Raw genomic sequence first — 17,319 nt, 5'->3', positions numbered from 1 at the left:
TCGCCGCGTTCAGGGAAGAAGGAACCATAGAATGATTCAGCGTCTGGCCGAAGAGGGGCGCCTGTCGGGTGCCGTGGTCCATGGCGGGCTGGTTTACCTGGCGGGACAGGTGGCCGATGACGCCACCCTCGATGCCGAAGGCCAGACGGCCGACATCCTGCGCCAGATTGATGCGCTGCTGGCCGAAGCCGGCACCAGCAAGAAGAACCTGCTGAGCGTGCAGATCATCCTGGCCGATATCCGCGACGCGCCGGCGATGAACCGCGCCTGGGACGCCTGGCTCGACCCCGCCGCGAAGCCCGCCCGCATGACGATCCAGGCCCCGCTGGTGGACCCGGCGTGGCGGGTGGAGATCACGGGCATTGCGGCGATCTCCGCCTGAACACGGGCTTCACCGGCAACGCAAAGGGCGTGGCGACGTTTCCCCTGGCGTAGATTCCGCCACCCCTTCACCCGCATTTCGCCGCATTGCCGGTCAAGATTTGCCAGCACAAGCAAAGTGAAGAACGCAAGTGACACCCGGCACCCCTGATTTTTGGCACCGCAAGCGCGTCCTCGTGACCGGAGGCGCGGGCTTCCTCGGCTCCAACCTCTGCCATGCCCTGGCGGGGCTTGGCGCGCGGGTCACGGCGCTCGACGCCATGTTGCCGGATGGCGGCGCCAACCCCGCCAATCTGGAAGGGGCCGGCGTGATGCTGGTGCGCGGGGATCTGCGCGACACGGAACTCGCCACGCTCTGCCAGGGCACGGAGGTGTTGTTCAACCTGGCCGCCCAGACCAGCCATATGGGCGGTCAGCGCGACCCGGTGGCCGACATCGCCATCAACGCCGTCGCCCAGGTGCGCCTGGTGCAGGCCATGCGCGAGGCGGCGCCGGAGGCCGCGGTGGTCCATGCCTCCACGCGGCAGTTCTACGGCCGCCCCATCAGCCTGCCGGTGGATGAACTGCACCCGGTGAACCCGCCCGACGCCAATGGCGTCTCCAAATGGGCGGGCGAGCAATATTGGCTGCTGGAAAGCCGCGTGCTGGGCCGCCCCGTGGTCTCGCTGCGCCTCACCAACTGCTATGGCCCGCGGCTGCGCATCGCCGATGCGCGGCAGACCTTCCTGGGCATCTGGATGCGCCGGGTGCTGGAGGGAGAAGCCTTCGAGGTCTGGGGCGGCGCCCAGCTGCGCGACCTCGCCTATGTGGATGACGTGACCCGCGCCTTCCTCATGGCCGCCGAGCACGCCGGCAAGAGCGATGTGACGGGGCGTGCCTTCAACCTCGGCGGCGCGCCGCCCATTTCCCTGCTGGACCTGGCGGAACTGCTCATCAAGGCGAATGGCGGCGAGGGAAGCTACGTCACCCGCGAGTTCCCAGCCGACCGCGCGCCGATCGACATCGGCAGCTACCACGCCGACGACCGGGCCTTCCGCGCCGCCACCGGCTGGGCGCCGCGCATTTCCCTGGATGATGGCCTCAAGCGCAGCCTCGAATGGTATCGTGCGCGCATGGCCGACTACGCCTTCTGAAGGACGACCCACCCATGAACGCCCCCCCTGCCATGCTGCCCTTCGCCGATCCGGGTGCGGGCTACCGGGCCCTGCAGCCCGAGATTGATGCCGCCGTGGCCCGCGCCCTCGCTTCGGGCTGGTACATCCTGGGCGCCGAGGGCGAGGCCTTCGAGCGGGAATTCGCCGAGTGGCTGGGCCTGCCGCGCGCCGTGGGCTGCGCCAATGGCACGGATGCGCTGATGCTCATCCTGCGCGGCATGGGTATCGGCCCGGGCTGCACCGTCGCCACCGTCAGCCACACCGCCGTCGCCACCGTGGCCGCGATCGAGATGGCCGGCGCCACGCCGTTGCTGCTCGACATTGACCCAGAGACCTACACCATGGACGCCGACGAGCTGGCGGCTGTGCTGGAGGAGCCACCCCCCGGCCTGCCGCCCATCCGGGCCGCCATCCCCGTGCACATCTATGGCCAGGCCTGTGACCTCGGGCCCATGCTGGAGGCCTGCCGTGCGGCCGATGTGCGCCTCATCGAGGATTGCGCCCAGGCCCATGGCGCGGCCTGGCAGGGCCAGCGCCTCGGCACGCTGGGCGATGCGGCGGCGTTCAGCCTCTACCCCACCAAGAATCTCGGCGCGCTGGGCGATGGCGGCATCCTTGCCACCGCCGATGCCGAGCTGGCCGACCGCATCGCGGCCATCCGGCAATATGGCTGGAAGCGCCGCTACATCAGCGACATGCAGGGTGTGAATTCGCGCCTGGACGAAATCCAGGCCGCCATCCTGCGCGTGAAGCTGCAGCACCTGGACGCGCAAAATGCGCGCCGCCAGCAGATCGCGGCCGCCTATGACGCGGCGCTGGCGGGCACGGGCCTCACCGCGCCCGTGCGTCGTCCGGGCTGCGAGCATGTCTTCCACCTCTATGTGCTGCGCCACCCCGAGCGCGACGCCATCATGGCCGCACTGAAGGCCCAGGGCATCGGCACAGGCATCCATTATCCCGTGCCGGTGCATGAGCAGCCGGCCTATGAGGGCCGCGTGGCGCTGGGCCCCGCCGATTGCGACGAAACCTCCCGCGCGGCGCGCGAGGTGTTCAGCCTGCCCATGTATCCCGAGTTGACGGATGAACAGGTGGAGCGCGTCTGCACGGCCCTGCGCGCCCTCTGACCGCGCCCACCATCACTCGGGCCAGGGCAGGTCCAGCCAGGACAGGTGGCCTCCCTTGCCCGCCCCCGTGTCCATGAACACGGCCTGCCCGCCGGAGCGGCCGCGCATCTGCAGCGGACGACCATCGCGCGAGCGCTGGTCATGCCCGCAATAGACGGTGATGCCGGGCGGGATGGAATCGAGCCAATGCAGCACGCGCTCCGGAAACCCGTCCGCCGCCATGCGTCCCGTCACCTGGCCATAAAGCGCGCGCGCCAGCGCCCCTTCGGGTTTGCTCTCCCCCGCCGCAGCGGGGGAGGCGCCCAGCAGCATCGCCGGATGATAGGCGGCATGGACGAAGATCCAGGGGCCAAGACGCAGCCAGGCCGGCGCATGGCCGATCTGGCCGATGGCGCGACGCGCGAGGTCCTCGCCATCCTCGGCGGCGCGCAGCTGGTCCAGCGTGCGCGGCACGGCCTCGGCGGGGCTGTGGACGCGGGCGCCAAGAAGCGCCCGCCGCAGCTTGTGGTCGTGGTTGCCCAGCAGAAAGACGCCTTCGCCCGCGTCCCGCATGCGGAAGGCCATCCGCAGCGCGCCGGGCGCATCCGTGCCGTAATCCGTCAGGTCACCCAGCTGGATGACGAAGCGCCCCGCGACGCGCGCCCCCTCCAGCGCGGCGCGGAAGGCCGGCGCGTCGCCGTGCACATCGCCCACCACGCGCAGCCCGATGAAGCCCCTCTCCCGCAATCCGCCCAGGTCAGGTGTCACGCCGGTGCGGCCTCGGCCCGCAAGGCCGCATAGGCGTCGAGCGCCCGCGCGCGACCGGCCGCGTGTTCGACGATGGGGCGCGGATAGTCCACGCCCAGTCGCACCCCCGCCCCGCGCAGGACGAGGTCCGGCGCCTCCCAGGGCTTGTGCAGATACTTGTCCGGCAGCTTCGCCAATTCGGGCACCCATTGCCGGACATAGGCGCCATCGGCGTCGAATTTTTCGCCTTGCAGCGTCGGGTTGAACACGCGGAAGTAGGGCGAGGCATCGGCCCCACAGCCCGCCACCCACTGCCAGGAGGCGCTGTTGGAGGCGAGGTCGCCATCGAGCAGCGTGTCCCAGAACCAGGCCTCCCCCTCCTGCCAGGGCTGGAGCAGGTGCTTCACCAGCAGGGAGCCGGCGATCATCCGCACGCGGTTGTGCATCCATCCCATGCGCCAGAGCTGGCGCATGCCCGCATCCACGATGGGATAGCCGGTGCGGCCGCGCTGCCAGGCGCGCAGCAGCTTCGCGTCGGGCTGCCAGGGGAATTGGGCGAAGCTGGCCTGGAGCGGTGCCTCGGGCAGTTCCGGACGGTGCCAGAGCAGATGGTAGGAGAATTCCCGCCAGAGGATCTCCTTGAGGAAGGTGGCCTCGCCGCGCGCCCCCGTCTCCCGCGCCGCGTGCCAGACCTGCCGCGGCGAGATCTCGCCGAAGCGCAGATGGGGCGAGAGCCCCGAGGTTCCCTTCACCCCGGGGATGTTCCGCGCACCGTCATAGCCTTCCAGCGCGCGCGCGGCGAAACGCTGCAGACGCGCCCGCGCGCCCTCCTCGCCCGGGGTCCAGTGCTGGGGGAATTCGCGCCACCAATCGCGCTCGGGCATCAGGCGCAGCGCCTCCAGCGCCACCCCTTCGGGTGCATCGGCCACGCCGTGCAGCTTGCGGGGCGCGGACAGGGGCGGAGGCGGCTCGCCCAGCGCGAAGATGGCGCGGGAGAAGGGGGTATAGACCGAGTAGGGCTTTCCCTGGCCGGTGCGGATCCGGTGCGGCTCGTGCAGCAGGGTGGAGGTGTGCAGCACCAGCCGCCCTTCCTTGGTCTGCAGCGCCTTGGCCACCGCCTCGTCGCGCCGCCGCGCCCAGGGTTCGTAGAGCCGCCCGGAATGGACCTCCGTCGCGCCGATGGCGGCGGCGAGTCGCGGCACCAGCGTCGCCGCCTGTCCCACTGCCAGGTGAAGCGTCACGCCACGCGCCGCCAGCGCGTCGCGCAGCGCCGCCAGGCTATGGTGCAGCCACCAGCGCTGCGCACCTCCATGGGCCCATGCACCGGCCGCGTCGTCGTCGAGGATGTAGCAGGCCAGCACCGGCCTATCCTGGACCGCATGGAGGGCGGGGTTGTCGTCAAGGCGGAGGTCCTGGCGGAACCAGATCAGGGCGGGCGTCATGTCGTTGCACATGTGGGGCCGATCCGGCGGGGCCGGAACCCCGCAACCGGCACAAAGCTTGGGCGTTCGCTTCCCACGGGTCCGAACCGGACCCACACATGTGCAGAAGGAAACCCCCCATGCTTCACCGACGCCTGATGCTTGCCGCCCTGCCGACCCTGGTCGCCGGCGGCGCCTTCGCCCAGACCGTGGGCACCACCACCGCGCCCGGGCCTCTCGCCACCCCCTCCATCCACGGCGGCCAGGTGACGAACGTGGTGGACACGCTCGCGGCCGCGGGCGGGTTCAACCAGTTCCTGGGCCTCCTGCAGCGCGCGGGCGTGACGGAGCAGCTGCGCGGCGCCGGCCCCTTCATCCTGATGGCGCCCAACGACATGGCCATGAACCGCGCGCCCCAGGGGTTCATCGCCCAGCTGGCCCCCCCGCAGCCGACCGGGCAGCAGTCCGCGGGTGATCCGGCGCGCCTGCTGGCCTTCGCCAACAGCCATATCGTGCAGAGCGACCTGCGCCTCTCGGCCATCATGGGCCGCAACACGGAACTGCGCACCCGCAACGGCAACGTCATCGTGATCGAGGCGCAGCCGGGCACGCCCGTGCGCGTGCTGGACACGATGCAGGGCGGCCAGGGTGCCGGCGGCATCAGCATCGAGGGCCGTCAGCGCAACATCGAGGTCGCGGAAATTCGCGCGAGCAATGGCGTGGTCTGGCCGATCAGCCTGCCGATCCTGGTCTGATCAGCCGCCGCCTGACGTGATCAGGCCGGCACGACACCGCGCTGGGGCATGAGGGGCAGGCTGTGAAGCCGCTCCTGCCCCAGCAGGAAGGCCCGCGCCCCGCGCGGGAAGAGGGGCGCGAAAGCCGCGTCCCTCGCCTCCAGCCCGCCCGTGTAGGCGCCCAGGGCCGGCAGGACGAGGCGCCGCCCATCGCCCAGGAAACACGGCCGGGTCACATGCCCCGCCCGCGTCGGCACGCTGGCCTTGGGGTGGTAATGCCCGCTCAGCTCCCCCACGCCATGGCGCGCCAGGGCGGGGCTTGCGATGTGGCGGAACACCAGCGGCCCCTCCAGCAACTCCTCGACGGCGACGCCAGGCAATCCCGATGGCGGAGTCGGGTCATGGTTGCCCAGCACCCACACCAACTCCCGCCCTGACATGAGACGCCCCAGCAACGCGGCATCCTCCGTGCAGAGGCGCGTGGCGCCATGCGCATCATGGAAGCTGTCGCCCAGCAGGATGACGCGCTTCGGGGCATGCCGCCGCAGGGCGCGCTGCAACGCCTCCAGCGTGGCCCGCGTGTCATAAGGCGGCACCAGGCGGCCACGTCCGGCGAAATGGCTGCCCTTTTCGAGGTGCAGATCCGCCGCGATCAGCGTGGCGCGTGCCGGCCAGAGCGCCACGCCCAGCGGGCAGAGCATGATGCGCTCACCCGCCATGTGCAGGGGGGCGAGGCTCATCGCGCCACCTTGCCCCGCGGCGCGCTGCGGATGAAGCGGCTGCGGCGCGGCGGCGGGGGGCGCTCCTCAGGGGCTTCCGGCAGTTGGCCTTCGAAGGTCTCGGCCCCATCCGTGGCTTCGGCCACCAGGGCGGCGGCCTCGGCCAGTAGCGCGTCCTCCGCACCGCCCGCCACCCATTCGCGGCCGATCTCGATCAGCGCGGGCACCGCCAGCGGCGAGACACGGTCCAGCCGCATGTGCTGCACCCGACCTTTGGCGCGGGACAGCAGGTTGCCCAGGCGATGGACATCCGTCAGGCCGAATGCGGCCTCGGCGCGGGTGGCGCGCAGGAGGATGTGGTCCGGCTCATGCCGCCGCAGCACGTCGTAGATCAGGTCGGAATTCATGCTCATCTGTCGCCGGCTTTTCTCGACGCCGGGCAACTGCTTGTCCAGCAGCCCGGCGATGGTCGCGATGTTGCGGAAGGTGCGGCGCAGCATGCTGCTCTCCGCGATCCATTCCTCCAGCTCCTCGCCCAGCAAATCCTCGACGAAGAGGGCGGACGGATCGGCCGGTTCGAAAGCTGACCATATGGCCATGACATAATCGGTCGCGACATAGCCCAGCGGCCCCCAGCCCAGCCGCTCCATCCGCTTCGTGGCCAGCATGCCCAAGGTCTGGTGCGCGAGCCGCCCCTCGAAGCAATAGGCCACCAGGAACCATTTGCCGCCACGGGGGAAGGTCTCGACCAGCAGCCCGTCGGCGCGGGGCAGGGCGCTCTTGAACTGCTGCAGGCGCAGCCATTCGCGCACGCTTTCGGGCAGCAGGTCCCATGCGCCGGGCCGGGCCAGGATGGCGCGCACCCGTGTTGCGAGATGCGTCGAAAGCGGCATGCGGCTGCCCGCATAGGCCGGCACGCGCGGATCGCCCTCGCCACCGCGCGTTACCTCGGCGGTCACACCCGCGATGCGCTCGAAGCGCAGCACCTGGCCCGCGAAGAGGAAGGCATTGCCCGGCGCCAGGGTCGAGAGGAACCACTCCTCCACCTCGCCCAGAACGGGGCCCCCGCGCAGCTTCACCCTCATCAGCGGCGCTTCGACGATGGTGCCAAGGTTCAGGCGCAACTGCCGCGCCACCAGCGGGCCGCGCACATGCACCATGCCCTCCGCGTCGCGGAAGAGGCGGCGGAAGCGGTCATAGCTGCGCAGGGTATAGCCGCCATCCTCGACGAAACGCAGCACATCGTCGAAATCCCGGCGCGACAGCTCCGCATAGGGTGCGGCGCGCGTCACCTCGGCGTAGAGCGCGTCCGGGTGGAAGGGCGCGTGGCAGGCCATGGCCAGCACATGCTGCGCCAGCACATCGAGGCCGCCGGGGCGGGGGGGCTCGCCGTCCAGTTCCTCGGCCGCCACGGATTCGAGGGCGGCCGCGCATTCGATCACCTCGAAGCGGTTGGCGGGCACCAGCCAGGCCGAGGAGGCCTCGTCCATCCGGTGGTTGGCGCGGCCCACGCGCTGCAGCAGCCGCGCGACACCCTTCGGCGCGCCCACCTGGATCACCTGGTCCACATCGCCCCAGTCAATGCCGAGGTCGAGCGAGGAGGTGGCGACCACGGCGCGCAGCTTCCCCTCGGCCATGGCGGCCTCGACGCGACGGCGCTGCTCCACCGTCAATGACCCGTGGTGGAGTGCGATCGGCAGCGCCTCCTCGTTCAGCTTCCAAAGCGCCGCGAAGATCAGTTCCGCCTGGGCGCGGGTGTTGACGAAGACGATGGTGACGCGCGCGGCCGTGATGCGCTCCATGATCTCGGGTGCGGAAGCGAGGCCCATATGCCCGCCCCACGGCAGGCGGCCGGCCGGAAGCTGCACCCCCACGCGGGGCGCGGCCCCTGGGGCGGCGCGCACCAGCGCCACATCCCCTGGCCGCGCGGTGGGGGAGAGCCAGGCGCGCAGCGCCTCCGGGTGGTTCACCGTGGCGGACAGCCCCACCCGCCGGGCCGCAGGCGCCAGCACCGCGAGCCGCGCGAGCCCCAGCGCCAGCTGGTCGCCCCGCTTGGTGCCGGCCAACGCATGCGCCTCGTCCACCACCACCGCCCGCAGCCCGGCGAAGAGGGTGGCGGCTTCGGGCAGGGAGAGCAGCAGGACCAGGCTCTCCGGCGTGGTCAGCAGGATGTGCGGCGGCGCCTCGCGTTGGCGGGCGCGGCGGTTCGCCGGGGTGTCGCCGGTGCGCGTCTCGACGCGGATGGGAAGGCCCATCTCCTCGATGGGCGACATCAGGTTGCGCGCGATGTCCACCGCCAGGGCCTTCAAGGGCGAGACATAGAGGCTGTGCAGCCCCTCGCGCGGGGTGGCGTGCAGTTCGATCAAGGAGGGCAGGAACCCCGCCAGAGTCTTGCCCCCGCCCGTGGGGGCGATCAGCAGGGCCGAGCGGCCCGCCTCGGCCGCGGCCACCATGTCCAGCTGGTGCGCGCGCGGACGCCAGCCCCGTGCGGCGAACCAGTGCTGGAATGCGTCGGGCAGGTCCACCATCCGGGCCTTCGCATGCCATCTGCGGCATCCAGCGGAAAGGGGGCTGGCGGGCTTCAGGGTCGAAGGCGCAGCCGGCCCAGTGAGAATTGCGTCATCGGGCCGAATTCCCGATGGCCATCATACCAGGCCAGCAGCCGCGCCAGGAATTGCGGCGCATGCCGGGCGCTGACCTTGAACTCGCCCCAGTTCGGGTCGAACAGGTGCAGCAATGCCCGGTCCTGCGAGGCGGTATTGGCCGTGTAGGAGGCCATGGCATGCCCCTTTGCCGGCGCGCCGCCGTGCAGGCAGATGAAATGATAGCTGTGGCTGGAGGTGAGGCTGGCCAGGATGCCTGCCGCCTGCCGATCGAAGCTTCTGCCTCCCGCGCGGAATTCCCCCAGCGGCAGCGGCCCCCAGGTCAGGCCGGAGGCGTTCAGGACCCGCAGGCGGTAATTCTCCCATGGCGTGGCGGGCGGAAGGGTGAATCGGGCGCCCATGCAGGCTTCGCGATGGGTGGTCAGGGCGGCGCGCATGCTGCTGTCACTCGCCAAATAGGCGGCGCGGCCGGCCGGACCCTCGCCGCGATGCCACATGTGCCGCTTCACCCAAAGGGCGGAGAGCGGAAAGCACACCCCCCCCGGGCCGGAGGCGCAGCCGAAGAGCAGCGCCTCGGGCGAGACGGCGGGATCGCGCTGGGCCAGATGCACGCCCTGGCGAAATGAGGCGGCCAGATCATCCTCCAAGCGCGGCATAGAGTTCTCCTGAATGCAGGCAGCATGGACACGGACGAAAACCGGAGCAAATGATTCGGATAATGCCCCCCCACCCTGAAACCTGGCTGCGCGTGACCGAGGCGGGGCTCTACTGCGAGCCAGGTGGATTTTTCGTGGATCCGACCCGTCCGGTGGACCGCGCCATCATCACCCATGGCCACAGCGACCATGCCCGTCCCGGCCATGCCCATGTCCTGGCCACGCCCGAGACGCTGGCCATCATGCGCGAACGCATGGGCGAGGATCGGGCCGGCACCACGCAGCAGGCGTTGGGCTATGGCGAGGCATTGACGGTCAACGGCGTGCGGGTCTGGCTGCGCCCGGCCGGGCATGTGCTGGGCAGCGCGCAGGTCTGCCTGGAATGGCAGGGCAGCCGCGCCGTGGTCAGTGGAGACTACAAGCGCCGCCACGACCCCACCTGCCCCCCTTTCGAGCCCGAGCGCTGCGACGTCTTCGTCACTGAGGCGACCTTCGCCCTGCCGGTCTTCCGCCACCCGCCGGCGGCGCAGGAGATTGGCCGGCTGCTGGCGAGCCTCGCCCTCTTTCCCGAGCGGACCCATGTCATCGGCTGCTACGCGCTGGGCAAGGCGCAGCGGCTGATCGCGCTGCTGCGCCAGGCGGGCTGGGACAGGCCCATCCCGATCCATGGCGCGCTGCAGCGGCTCTGCACCCTCTACGAGACCCTGGGCGTGAAGCTCGGCCCCCTCGTGCCGGCGACGGTCGCGGCCAAGGACAAGCTGGCAGGCACCATCGTGCTGGCGCCCCCCTCGGCCATCGCCGACCGCTGGGCGCGGCGGTTGAACGAGCCGGTGCCCTGCCTCGCCAGCGGCTGGATGCGGGTGCGGCAGCGCGCGAAGCAGGGTGGCGTGGAACTTCCCATGGTGATTTCCGACCATGCCGACTGGCCGGAGTTGCTCGCCACCTGCGCGGAGGTGGAGGCGAGCGAGGTCTGGATTACCCATGGGCGCGAGGAGGCGCTGATCCATGCGCTCGGCCAGCAGGGCATCCGCGGCCGCGCGCTGCACCTGGTGGGCCGCGGTGAGGAGGATGCGGAATGAGCGTCCCTGCCTTCGCCGAACTGCTGGAACGCCTGCTCTTCACGCCCGGCCGGAACGGCAAGGTCGCATTGATCCGCCAATGGTTCGCGACCCAGCCCGACCCCGACCGGGGCATCGGCCTTGCCGCCCTGGCGGGCGAGCTGAACTTCCGCACGGCCAAGCCCGCGCTGCTGCGCGAACTCATCGCCACCCGCACCGACCCGGTGCTTTTCGCCATGAGCTACGACTATGTGGGCGACCTGGCGGAGACCATCGCCCTGCTCTGGCCCGAGGATGCGCGCAGCAACGCGCCGCCGCCGGGCCTGGCCGAGGTGGTCCGCACCCTGGATGGGGCCGGGCGGGGCGAGGTGCCCGCCATCATCGCCGCCTGGCTCCACGCGCTGGATTCGGGTGCCCGGCTCGCCCTCATCAAGCTGGTCACGGGCGGGCTGCGGGTCGGGGCCTCCGCGCGGCTCGCCAAGGTGGCGCTGGCCGAGTGGGCGGGGCAGGAGGTGGGCGAGATCGAGGAGGTCTGGCACGGCGTCCGACCGCCCTACCTGCCGCTCTTCGCATGGCTGGAGGGAAGGGGGCCGCGCCCGGACCCCGCCGGCCAGCCCATCTTCCGCCCGCTGATGCTGGCCCATCCGCTGGAGGCCAAGGATTTCGAGGCGCTGCATGCCCCGGACTGGCGGGCGGAGTGGAAGTGGGACGGCATCCGCGTGCAGCTCACGGCCGGGCCCGGCGGGCGGCGGCTGTGGTCGCGCTCGGGCGAGGACATCTCGGGCAGCTTTCCCGAGATCATCGCCGCCATGGATTTCCACGCGGTGGCCGATGGCGAACTCCTGGTGGTGCGGGATGGCGAGGTGGCGCCCTTCGCCGACCTGCAGCAGCGCCTGAACCGCAAGACCGTCACGGCGAAGATGCTGAAGGAATTTCCCGCCGCGGTGCGCCTCTACGACCTGCTCTTCGAGGGCGAGGAGGATCTGCGCCCCTTGCCCTTCGACGCCCGCCGCGCCCGGCTGGAAGCGTGGCACGAGCGCGCGCGGCCGCCCCTTTCCAGCCTCTCGCCGCTCATCGGCTTCGGCAGCATGGAGGAACTGGCCGCCATCCGGGACGGCGCGCGGGCCGCCGCGATTGAGGGGCTGATGCTGAAGCGCGGCGACAGCCCCTACACGCCCGGCCGCGTGAAGGGGCCGTGGTGGAAGTGGAAGCGCGACCCGCTGACGCTCGATTGCGTGCTGATGTACGCCCAGCGCGGCCATGGGAAACGGTCGAGCTTCTATTCGGACTTCACCTTCGGCGTGTGGCGCGGCGAGGAGCTGGTCCCCGTCGGCAAGGCCTATTCCGGCTACACGGATGAGGAGCTGGTCTGGCTCGACAAATGGATCCGCGACCACACCACCGCCCGCTTCGGCCCGGTGCGGGAGGTGGAGCGGCATCTCGTGCTGGAGGTGGCCTTCGACGCCGCGCAGCGCAGCACGCGGCACAAATCGGGCTATGCGCTGCGCTTCCCACGCATCGCCCGCATCCGCCGCGACAAGCCCGCGGCTGAGGCGGACCGTGTGGAGGCGGTGGAGGCGCTGGTGGTGGGCAGCCTGGCCTGACGGCCGCGTATCGTGAGCGGGGCGCAAAAATCGTGGTCCAAGCAACCGGATCGCGCAGTAGGCTCGTCCGTCCTCAACCTGACGGAGATCGTCGTGATGCGCCCCGCCCTTGCCCTGCTTGCCGCCATGCTCCTGGCGGCCCCTGCCGCCCTCGCGCAATCCGGCGCCGAGGTCATCGCCACCCCCAACTCACCCGCCGCCATCGGCCCTTACAGCCAGGCGATCCGGGTGGGGAACACCCTCTACCTGGCCGGGCAGATCGCGCTCGATCCCGCCACCAACCAGATGATCGCCGACCGCTCGATCGAGGCGGAGACGCGGCGCGTGCTCGACAACCTCAAGGCGGTGGTCGAGGCGGCGGGCTTCCAGATGAGCGACATCGTCTCCACCACCGTCTTCATGGCGGATTTGAACGAGTTCGGTCGCATGAACGCGGTCTACGCCACCTATTTCCCGACCAACCCGCCGGCGCGGGCCACGGTGCAGGCGGCGCGGCTGCCGCGTGACGTCCGGATCGAGATCGCGGCCATCGCCGCGCGCTGAACGGGCAGGGGGTGGCTGGTTGACCCCCGGCCCCCCCGGTGCTGCGCTCCATCGCCAGGGAGGAAAGCACCATGTCCATCGTGACCAATCACTGCCGCCAGCGCCTGGCGTCCGGCGGCCTCGCCCTCGGCTTCGGGGTGCATCACCTGCGCGGCAGCGCCACCGGGATGATCGCCGCCGCCACCGGCTTCGACTGGCTGTTCATCGACATGGAACACGGCGCGCTGAGCGTGGCCGATGCCGCGCAGATTTCCATGGCGGCGCTCAGCCAGGGCGTCACGCCCATCGTGCGCGTGTGCAAGGATGCGATCTTCGAGGGCACGCGCTCACTCGACAACGGCGCCATGGGCGTGGTCGTGCCGCATGTGGACAATGCGGAGGAGGCGGCCGCCATCGTCCAGGCCTATCGCTTTCCGCCCACCGGCGCGCGCAGCTGGGGCGGCCCGCCCTTCGCCTATGGCCTGGGTGCGGTGAACCCCGCCACGGCCCAGCCCGAGCTGAACGAGAGCATCCTGATCGCCTGCATGATCGAGACGCCGGAGGCGGTGGAGAACGCCGAATCCATCGCCGCCGTTCCGGGGGTGGATGTGCTGATGTTCGGCACCAGCGACCTGACCGCCACCATGGGCATTCCGGGCCAGATCGCTCACCCTGACGTCCGCGCGGCCTATGCGAAGGTGGGCGAAGCCTGCAAGCGACACGGCAAGGTGATGGGCATGGGCGGCGTCTATGACGAGGCCACGGCGCGCGACTACATCGGCCTCGGCGCCCGCTTCATCCTGAGCGGCAATGACCATTCCTTCCTCATGGCCGCGGCCTCCGCTCGGGCGAAGTTCCTGCGCGGCCTCGGCTGAGGCGGCGCGCGGGCCTTGCGCCGGATCAAGGCCCGCGCCTCGTGGTTTGGGCAGGATAGCGTTCGCAATTGCGAATGATTTGCGTTTCTCTTGCGACTGGCTCGCAGTTGCGATAGATGCAGACCGAACGCCTTCACCGAGGATGTCCATGCACCGCCGACTGCTCCTGACCGTCACCCCCGCGCTTCTCGCCGCCCCCTCGCTGGTGCGCGCGCAGGACCGGGTGCTGAGCCTCTATTCCTCGCGCCACTACGACACGGATCGCGAGCTGTATGACGGCTTCACCCGCGAGAGCGGCGTGCGCGTCCGCCTCATCGAGGCGAATGCCGACCAGCTGCTGGAGCGGATCCGCTCCGAAGGCGCCAATTCCCCGGCCGATGTCCTCATCACCGTGGACCTCGGCCGCCTCGGACGCGCGCAGGAACTGGGCGTGCTGGCGCCGGTGCAGTCCGAGGTGCTGAATTCGCGCATCCCGGCCTCGCTGCGGGACCCCGAGGGGCATTGGTTCGGCTTCTCCACCCGCGCGCGTGTGGTGATGTATGACCGCGCCCGTGGCCTGCCCGAGGGGCTGGCGCGCTACGAGGACCTGGCCCAGCCCGAATACCGGAGCATGGTCTCGGTTCGCAGCTCCAGCAACATCTACAACATCGGCTGGACGGCGAGCATGATCGCGGCCAATGGCGTGGAGGCGACCGAGGCCTGGGCGCGCGGCATCGCGGCCAACCTCTCCCGCCCGCCCCAGGGCGGCGACACCGACCAGATCCGCGCCGTGGCGGCCGGGCAGGGGAGGGTGGCGATCTCGAACACCTACTACCTTGGCAACCTCTCGCGCTCGCAGCGCGCCGAGGACCGGGCGATCGTCGAGCGGATGGCGGTGCTCTTCCCCAACCAGGGCGACCGCGGCACCCATGTGAACATCTCGGGCGCGGGCGTGGTCCGCACCGCCCCCAATGCCGAGGCGGCCAAGGCCTTCCTCGAATATCTGAGCGGCCCCGCGGCGCAGTCCATCTTCGCGGATGGCAACAACGAATACCCGGTGGTGGCCGATGTGCAGCCCAACGCCTTCCTGCGGTCCTTGGGCGACTTCAAGCGCGATACGCTGAACGTGGCCCGCGCGGCGTCCCTCTCGCCCGAGGCGCTGCGCGTGATGCAGCGCGCCGGCTGGCGCTGAGGCCATGATCATCTGCCTCTGCAACGCCATGAGCGATGGCGATGTGCGGGCGGCCGCGGCGGCCGGCGCCGCCCGGCCCAAGGATGTCTATGCCTGCTGCGGTGGGCGCGCCCAGTGCGGATGCTGCACCGCGACGGTGCTGCAGATCCTGCGCGAGGCCCCGCCGGCCGCGAATGCCGCTTGATCCTGCTTGGCGCCGGGTCATATACCCGGCGCCAACATCAGGAGCGGCAGGCGATGCCCAAGGGCGACCCGAAGGTCATTGAACACCTCAATATCCAGCTCACCAATGAGCTGACCGCCATCAACCAGTACTTTCTGCACTCCCGCATGCTGGATGATTGGGGCGTCACGAAGCTCGCCAAGCATGAGTATGCCGAGAGCATTGAGGAGATGCGCCACGCGGATGATCTCATCAAGCGCATCCTCTACCTGAACGGCCTGCCCAATGTGCAGCGGCTGAACCCCATCCTAATCGGCCAGAATGTGCGCGAGGTGCTGGAATGCGACCTCAAGCTCGAGCAGAAGGCGCTGGCCGACCTGAAGGAAGGCATCGCTCATTGCGAGGATGTGCGGGATTATGTCAGCCGCGACCTGCTGAAGGCCATCCTCGCCAATGAGGAGGAGCACGAGGATTTCCTCGAGACCCAGTTCGACATGATCGAGCAGATGGGCCTGCAGAACTACATCCAGCTCAACAGCGCCGCCGCCCCCGAGCAGCACGAGGGCGACTGACCCTCACAGCGGCGCGGTGAGACACACGCCGCCGCGCCGAAACACGCAGCCCATCACCGAGAGCTCCGCCACGGCGCGATAGGCGCTCAGCGGCGGGGCCAGACGGTGCAGCAAGGCGAGCGCCACGGCCCGCCGCCCCGATTGCACCACGCCCAGCGCCATCAGCAGCGTGGCTTCTCCCCGCGACACGACCGGACAGAGCGCCCATTGCATGTGCAGCCCGGGCAGGGCGCGCAGGGCCGCGTCCAAGGGCAGCGCCGCCGCCTCCATTCCACCTGCCGCCAAGACCAGTGCCGCCTCGCCCATCGGGCCGGCCGGGCCGCTGCCGGCCCAGGCGCGCGCGGCATCCAGCACCAGGCGCTCCGGTTCCGGCAGGGTGTCGGTCTCCTGGCCGATGAGGGGCCAGGCGGGCAATCCGCGTGTCGCCATGTGGTGCTCTCCGTTGGTCCCTCCTTCTAATGCAATTGCGAGTGAGTCGCAAATAACTTTGCCAGGGTGCGCCAGGAGCCCTGGCGCGAAGCGGGTGGAAACCCGCTTGCGGTAAGGCTTCCACAAGGGAACACTCCTTCCACAGCCTTGGAGGAACGCTTTATGAATCGTCGTCACCTATTGGCCGCCACGGCCGCCGGCCTTGCCACCCCTCTCGTGTTGCGGGCTCAGAGCCTGGGTGCCGGCTTTCCCGACCGCCCCATTCGGCTGATCGTGCCCTGGCCTCCGGGCGGGTCCACCGACACCATCGCCCGCCTCTACCAGTCGCGCCTGGCGGAACTGCTGGGCAAGCCCGTCATCATTGACAACAGGGGCGGGGCCTCGGGTGCCACGGGGGCCATCGAGGCGTCCCGCGCGCCGGGGGACGGGAGCACCTGGCTCTTCGTCTATGACACCCAGGCGACCAACGAGACGGTGATGCGCCTGCCCTTCCGCACGGCCGAGGCCTTCGTGCCCTGCTGCCATGTGGCGTCGGGGCCGCTCGCCATGGTGGCGCACAACAGCACGCCCTTCCGCAGTTTCGAGGAGGTCGTGGCGGCCGCGCGCGCCCAGCCGGACACGCTGAACTACGCGACCTCGGGCGTGGGCGGACTCGCGCATGTCTCCACCACGCTGTTGCAGCAGCAGGGCAATTTCCGGATCGTGCATGTGCCCTACCGGGGCGGTGGCCCTGCCGTGCAGGACGCTGTGGCCGGGCACGTGCCGCTCTTCATGACCAATGTGGTCATCGTCAGCCAGCATATCCGGGCGGGAACCCTGCGGCCCCTGGGCGTGACCACGCGCGGCGAGACGCGCCACGTGCCGGGCACGCGCAGCTTCGCGCAGCAGGGCTTCGCGGACTTCGAGGCGCCAACCTGGTGGGCCATGCTCGGCCGTGCGGGCACACCGCCGGCGCTGGTGAACCAGATGAACGAGGCGCTGGTGCGGGCACTGAACGAACCTTCCATCAAGGATCGCATCGAAGCGCAGGGCTGCGACGTTGTGGCTTCGAACCCGGAGGAATGCGGCCGCTTCATCAACGCGGAGATCGCGAAATGGGGCCGCGTGATCACGGACAACAACATCCGCGCGGACAGCTGACGGCGCCGCCGCCCCAGTGTCACGAATCCGCAACCCGGGTTCGTGCATGGGGGCCATGCGCGCCGGATTGCGGAAGGGGATTTACAGGCCGGGCTGTCCCCCATAGATAGGGGGGGCCGGAGCGATCCGGTCCCTCCGGTTCCTCGGACGGATTGAGTTGACAAGCCCGCCGGTTTCGGTAAGCTTGAGGGCTCACTCGGTCGGAGCCGGGTCCTAGCCAAACGGTTGGGAAAGGTGCTTTCAATCGCATTGCGGTTGAAGACATCT

General features: G+C 70.1%; 18 protein-coding genes. 12 read left to right on the top strand and 6 right to left on the bottom strand.

The genetic code is table 11. From position 1 onward, the window contains the following. Positions 1–31 precede the first annotated feature (31 nt). From JTN19_RS00090 to JTN19_RS00080, 3 genes are all read left to right on the top strand, one after another. The gene (locus tag JTN19_RS00090; RefSeq protein WP_206928670.1) at positions 32–382 is read left to right on the top strand and encodes a RidA family protein; all 351 of its coding nucleotides are present in this window, start codon (positions 32–34) and stop codon (positions 380–382) included. Between the two features lie 175 nt (positions 383–557). Further along, positions 558–1,514, top strand: a complete 957-nt coding sequence (locus JTN19_RS00085) for an NAD-dependent epimerase/dehydratase family protein (RefSeq protein ID WP_340643244.1) — start codon at positions 558–560, stop codon at positions 1,512–1,514. 14 nt (positions 1,515–1,528) lie between these two features. Then, positions 1,529–2,659, top strand: a complete 1,131-nt coding sequence (locus JTN19_RS00080) for a DegT/DnrJ/EryC1/StrS family aminotransferase (protein ID WP_206928666.1) — start codon at positions 1,529–1,531, stop codon at positions 2,657–2,659. Positions 2,660–2,671: 12 nt separating this feature from the next. Here the strand turns inward: JTN19_RS00080 and JTN19_RS00075 are convergent, their stop codons facing one another. After that, entirely contained in the window at positions 2,672–3,406 is a 735-nt protein-coding gene (locus tag JTN19_RS00075; RefSeq protein WP_206928664.1) for a metallophosphoesterase, read from the bottom strand. Then, entirely contained in the window at positions 3,403–4,827 is a 1,425-nt protein-coding gene (locus JTN19_RS00070) for a cryptochrome/photolyase family protein (RefSeq protein ID WP_206928662.1), read from the bottom strand. Before JTN19_RS00070 ends, JTN19_RS00075 begins: the two co-directional genes overlap by 4 nt. Before the next feature lie 119 nt (positions 4,828–4,946). Here JTN19_RS00070 and JTN19_RS00065 point away from each other — a divergent pair, with 119 nt between their 5' ends. Next, positions 4,947–5,561, top strand: a complete 615-nt coding sequence (locus JTN19_RS00065) for a fasciclin domain-containing protein (protein ID WP_206928660.1) — start codon at positions 4,947–4,949, stop codon at positions 5,559–5,561. A gap of 20 nt (positions 5,562–5,581) precedes the next feature. Here the strand turns inward: JTN19_RS00065 and pdeM are convergent, their stop codons facing one another. From pdeM to JTN19_RS00050, 3 genes are read right to left on the bottom strand one after another with little or no spacing between them, the layout of a single operon-like run. After that, entirely contained in the window at positions 5,582–6,280 is a 699-nt protein-coding gene (gene pdeM / locus JTN19_RS00060; RefSeq protein ID WP_206928653.1) for a ligase-associated DNA damage response endonuclease PdeM, read from the bottom strand. Further along, entirely contained in the window at positions 6,277–8,787 is a 2,511-nt protein-coding gene (locus JTN19_RS00055) for a ligase-associated DNA damage response DEXH box helicase (protein WP_206928644.1), read from the bottom strand. The genes pdeM and JTN19_RS00055 overlap by 4 nt, the downstream gene beginning before the upstream one ends. A 53-nt stretch (positions 8,788–8,840) precedes the next feature. Then, positions 8,841–9,518, bottom strand: a complete 678-nt coding sequence (locus JTN19_RS00050) for a YopT-type cysteine protease domain-containing protein (protein WP_206928636.1) — start codon at positions 9,516–9,518, stop codon at positions 8,841–8,843. A gap of 62 nt (positions 9,519–9,580) precedes the next feature. On the opposite strand from JTN19_RS00050, the gene JTN19_RS00045 reads away from it, so the two are divergent. The 7 genes from JTN19_RS00045 (at position 9,581) to bfr (ending at position 15,483) form a co-directional block, all read left to right on the top strand. Continuing rightward, complete coding sequence (locus JTN19_RS00045) at positions 9,581–10,597, top strand: ligase-associated DNA damage response exonuclease (protein WP_206928634.1); 1,017 nt, start codon at positions 9,581–9,583, stop codon at positions 10,595–10,597. Then, positions 10,594–12,180, top strand: coding sequence for a cisplatin damage response ATP-dependent DNA ligase (locus JTN19_RS00040; RefSeq protein ID WP_206928632.1), 1,587 nt, complete (start codon positions 10,594–10,596; stop codon positions 12,178–12,180). Before JTN19_RS00045 ends, JTN19_RS00040 begins: the two co-directional genes overlap by 4 nt. Before the next feature lie 96 nt (positions 12,181–12,276). Beyond that, on the top strand, positions 12,277–12,723 hold the full coding sequence (locus JTN19_RS00035; protein WP_408901837.1) for a RidA family protein: 447 nt from the start codon (positions 12,277–12,279) through the stop codon (positions 12,721–12,723). A 71-nt stretch (positions 12,724–12,794) separates the two neighbouring features. After that, a complete protein-coding gene (locus tag JTN19_RS00030) occupies positions 12,795–13,577 on the top strand; it encodes an HpcH/HpaI aldolase family protein (protein ID WP_242530727.1) in 783 nt (260 codons plus the stop codon). A 148-nt stretch (positions 13,578–13,725) separates the two neighbouring features. Further along, positions 13,726–14,748: an extracellular solute-binding protein gene (locus JTN19_RS00025; RefSeq protein ID WP_206928630.1), complete on the top strand. Its 1,023-nt coding sequence runs from the start codon at positions 13,726–13,728 to the stop codon at positions 14,746–14,748. Positions 14,749–14,752: 4 nt separating this feature from the next. Continuing rightward, on the top strand, positions 14,753–14,932 hold the full coding sequence (locus JTN19_RS00020; RefSeq protein ID WP_206928628.1) for a (2Fe-2S)-binding protein: 180 nt from the start codon (positions 14,753–14,755) through the stop codon (positions 14,930–14,932). A 53-nt stretch (positions 14,933–14,985) separates the two neighbouring features. Then, entirely contained in the window at positions 14,986–15,483 is a 498-nt protein-coding gene (gene bfr, locus JTN19_RS00015) for a bacterioferritin (protein ID WP_191085461.1), read from the top strand. Between the two features lie 3 nt (positions 15,484–15,486). On the opposite strand, the gene JTN19_RS00010 is transcribed toward bfr, so the two are convergent. Next, positions 15,487–15,912: a hypothetical protein gene (locus tag JTN19_RS00010; RefSeq protein WP_206928618.1), complete on the bottom strand. Its 426-nt coding sequence runs from the start codon at positions 15,910–15,912 to the stop codon at positions 15,487–15,489. Between the two features lie 162 nt (positions 15,913–16,074). On the opposite strand from JTN19_RS00010, the gene JTN19_RS00005 reads away from it, so the two are divergent. After that, positions 16,075–17,052, top strand: coding sequence for a tripartite tricarboxylate transporter substrate binding protein (locus tag JTN19_RS00005; RefSeq protein ID WP_242530726.1), 978 nt, complete (start codon positions 16,075–16,077; stop codon positions 17,050–17,052). Positions 17,053–17,319: the final 267 nt, after the last annotated feature.

This window comes from Roseococcus thiosulfatophilus (assembly GCF_017311575.1).
In the GTDB taxonomy this organism is placed as follows: Bacteria; Pseudomonadota; Alphaproteobacteria; order Acetobacterales; family Acetobacteraceae; genus Roseococcus; species Roseococcus thiosulfatophilus.
The sequence above is the reverse complement of the archived record's forward strand: the minus strand, read 5'-3'. Positions and strand labels throughout refer to the sequence as shown.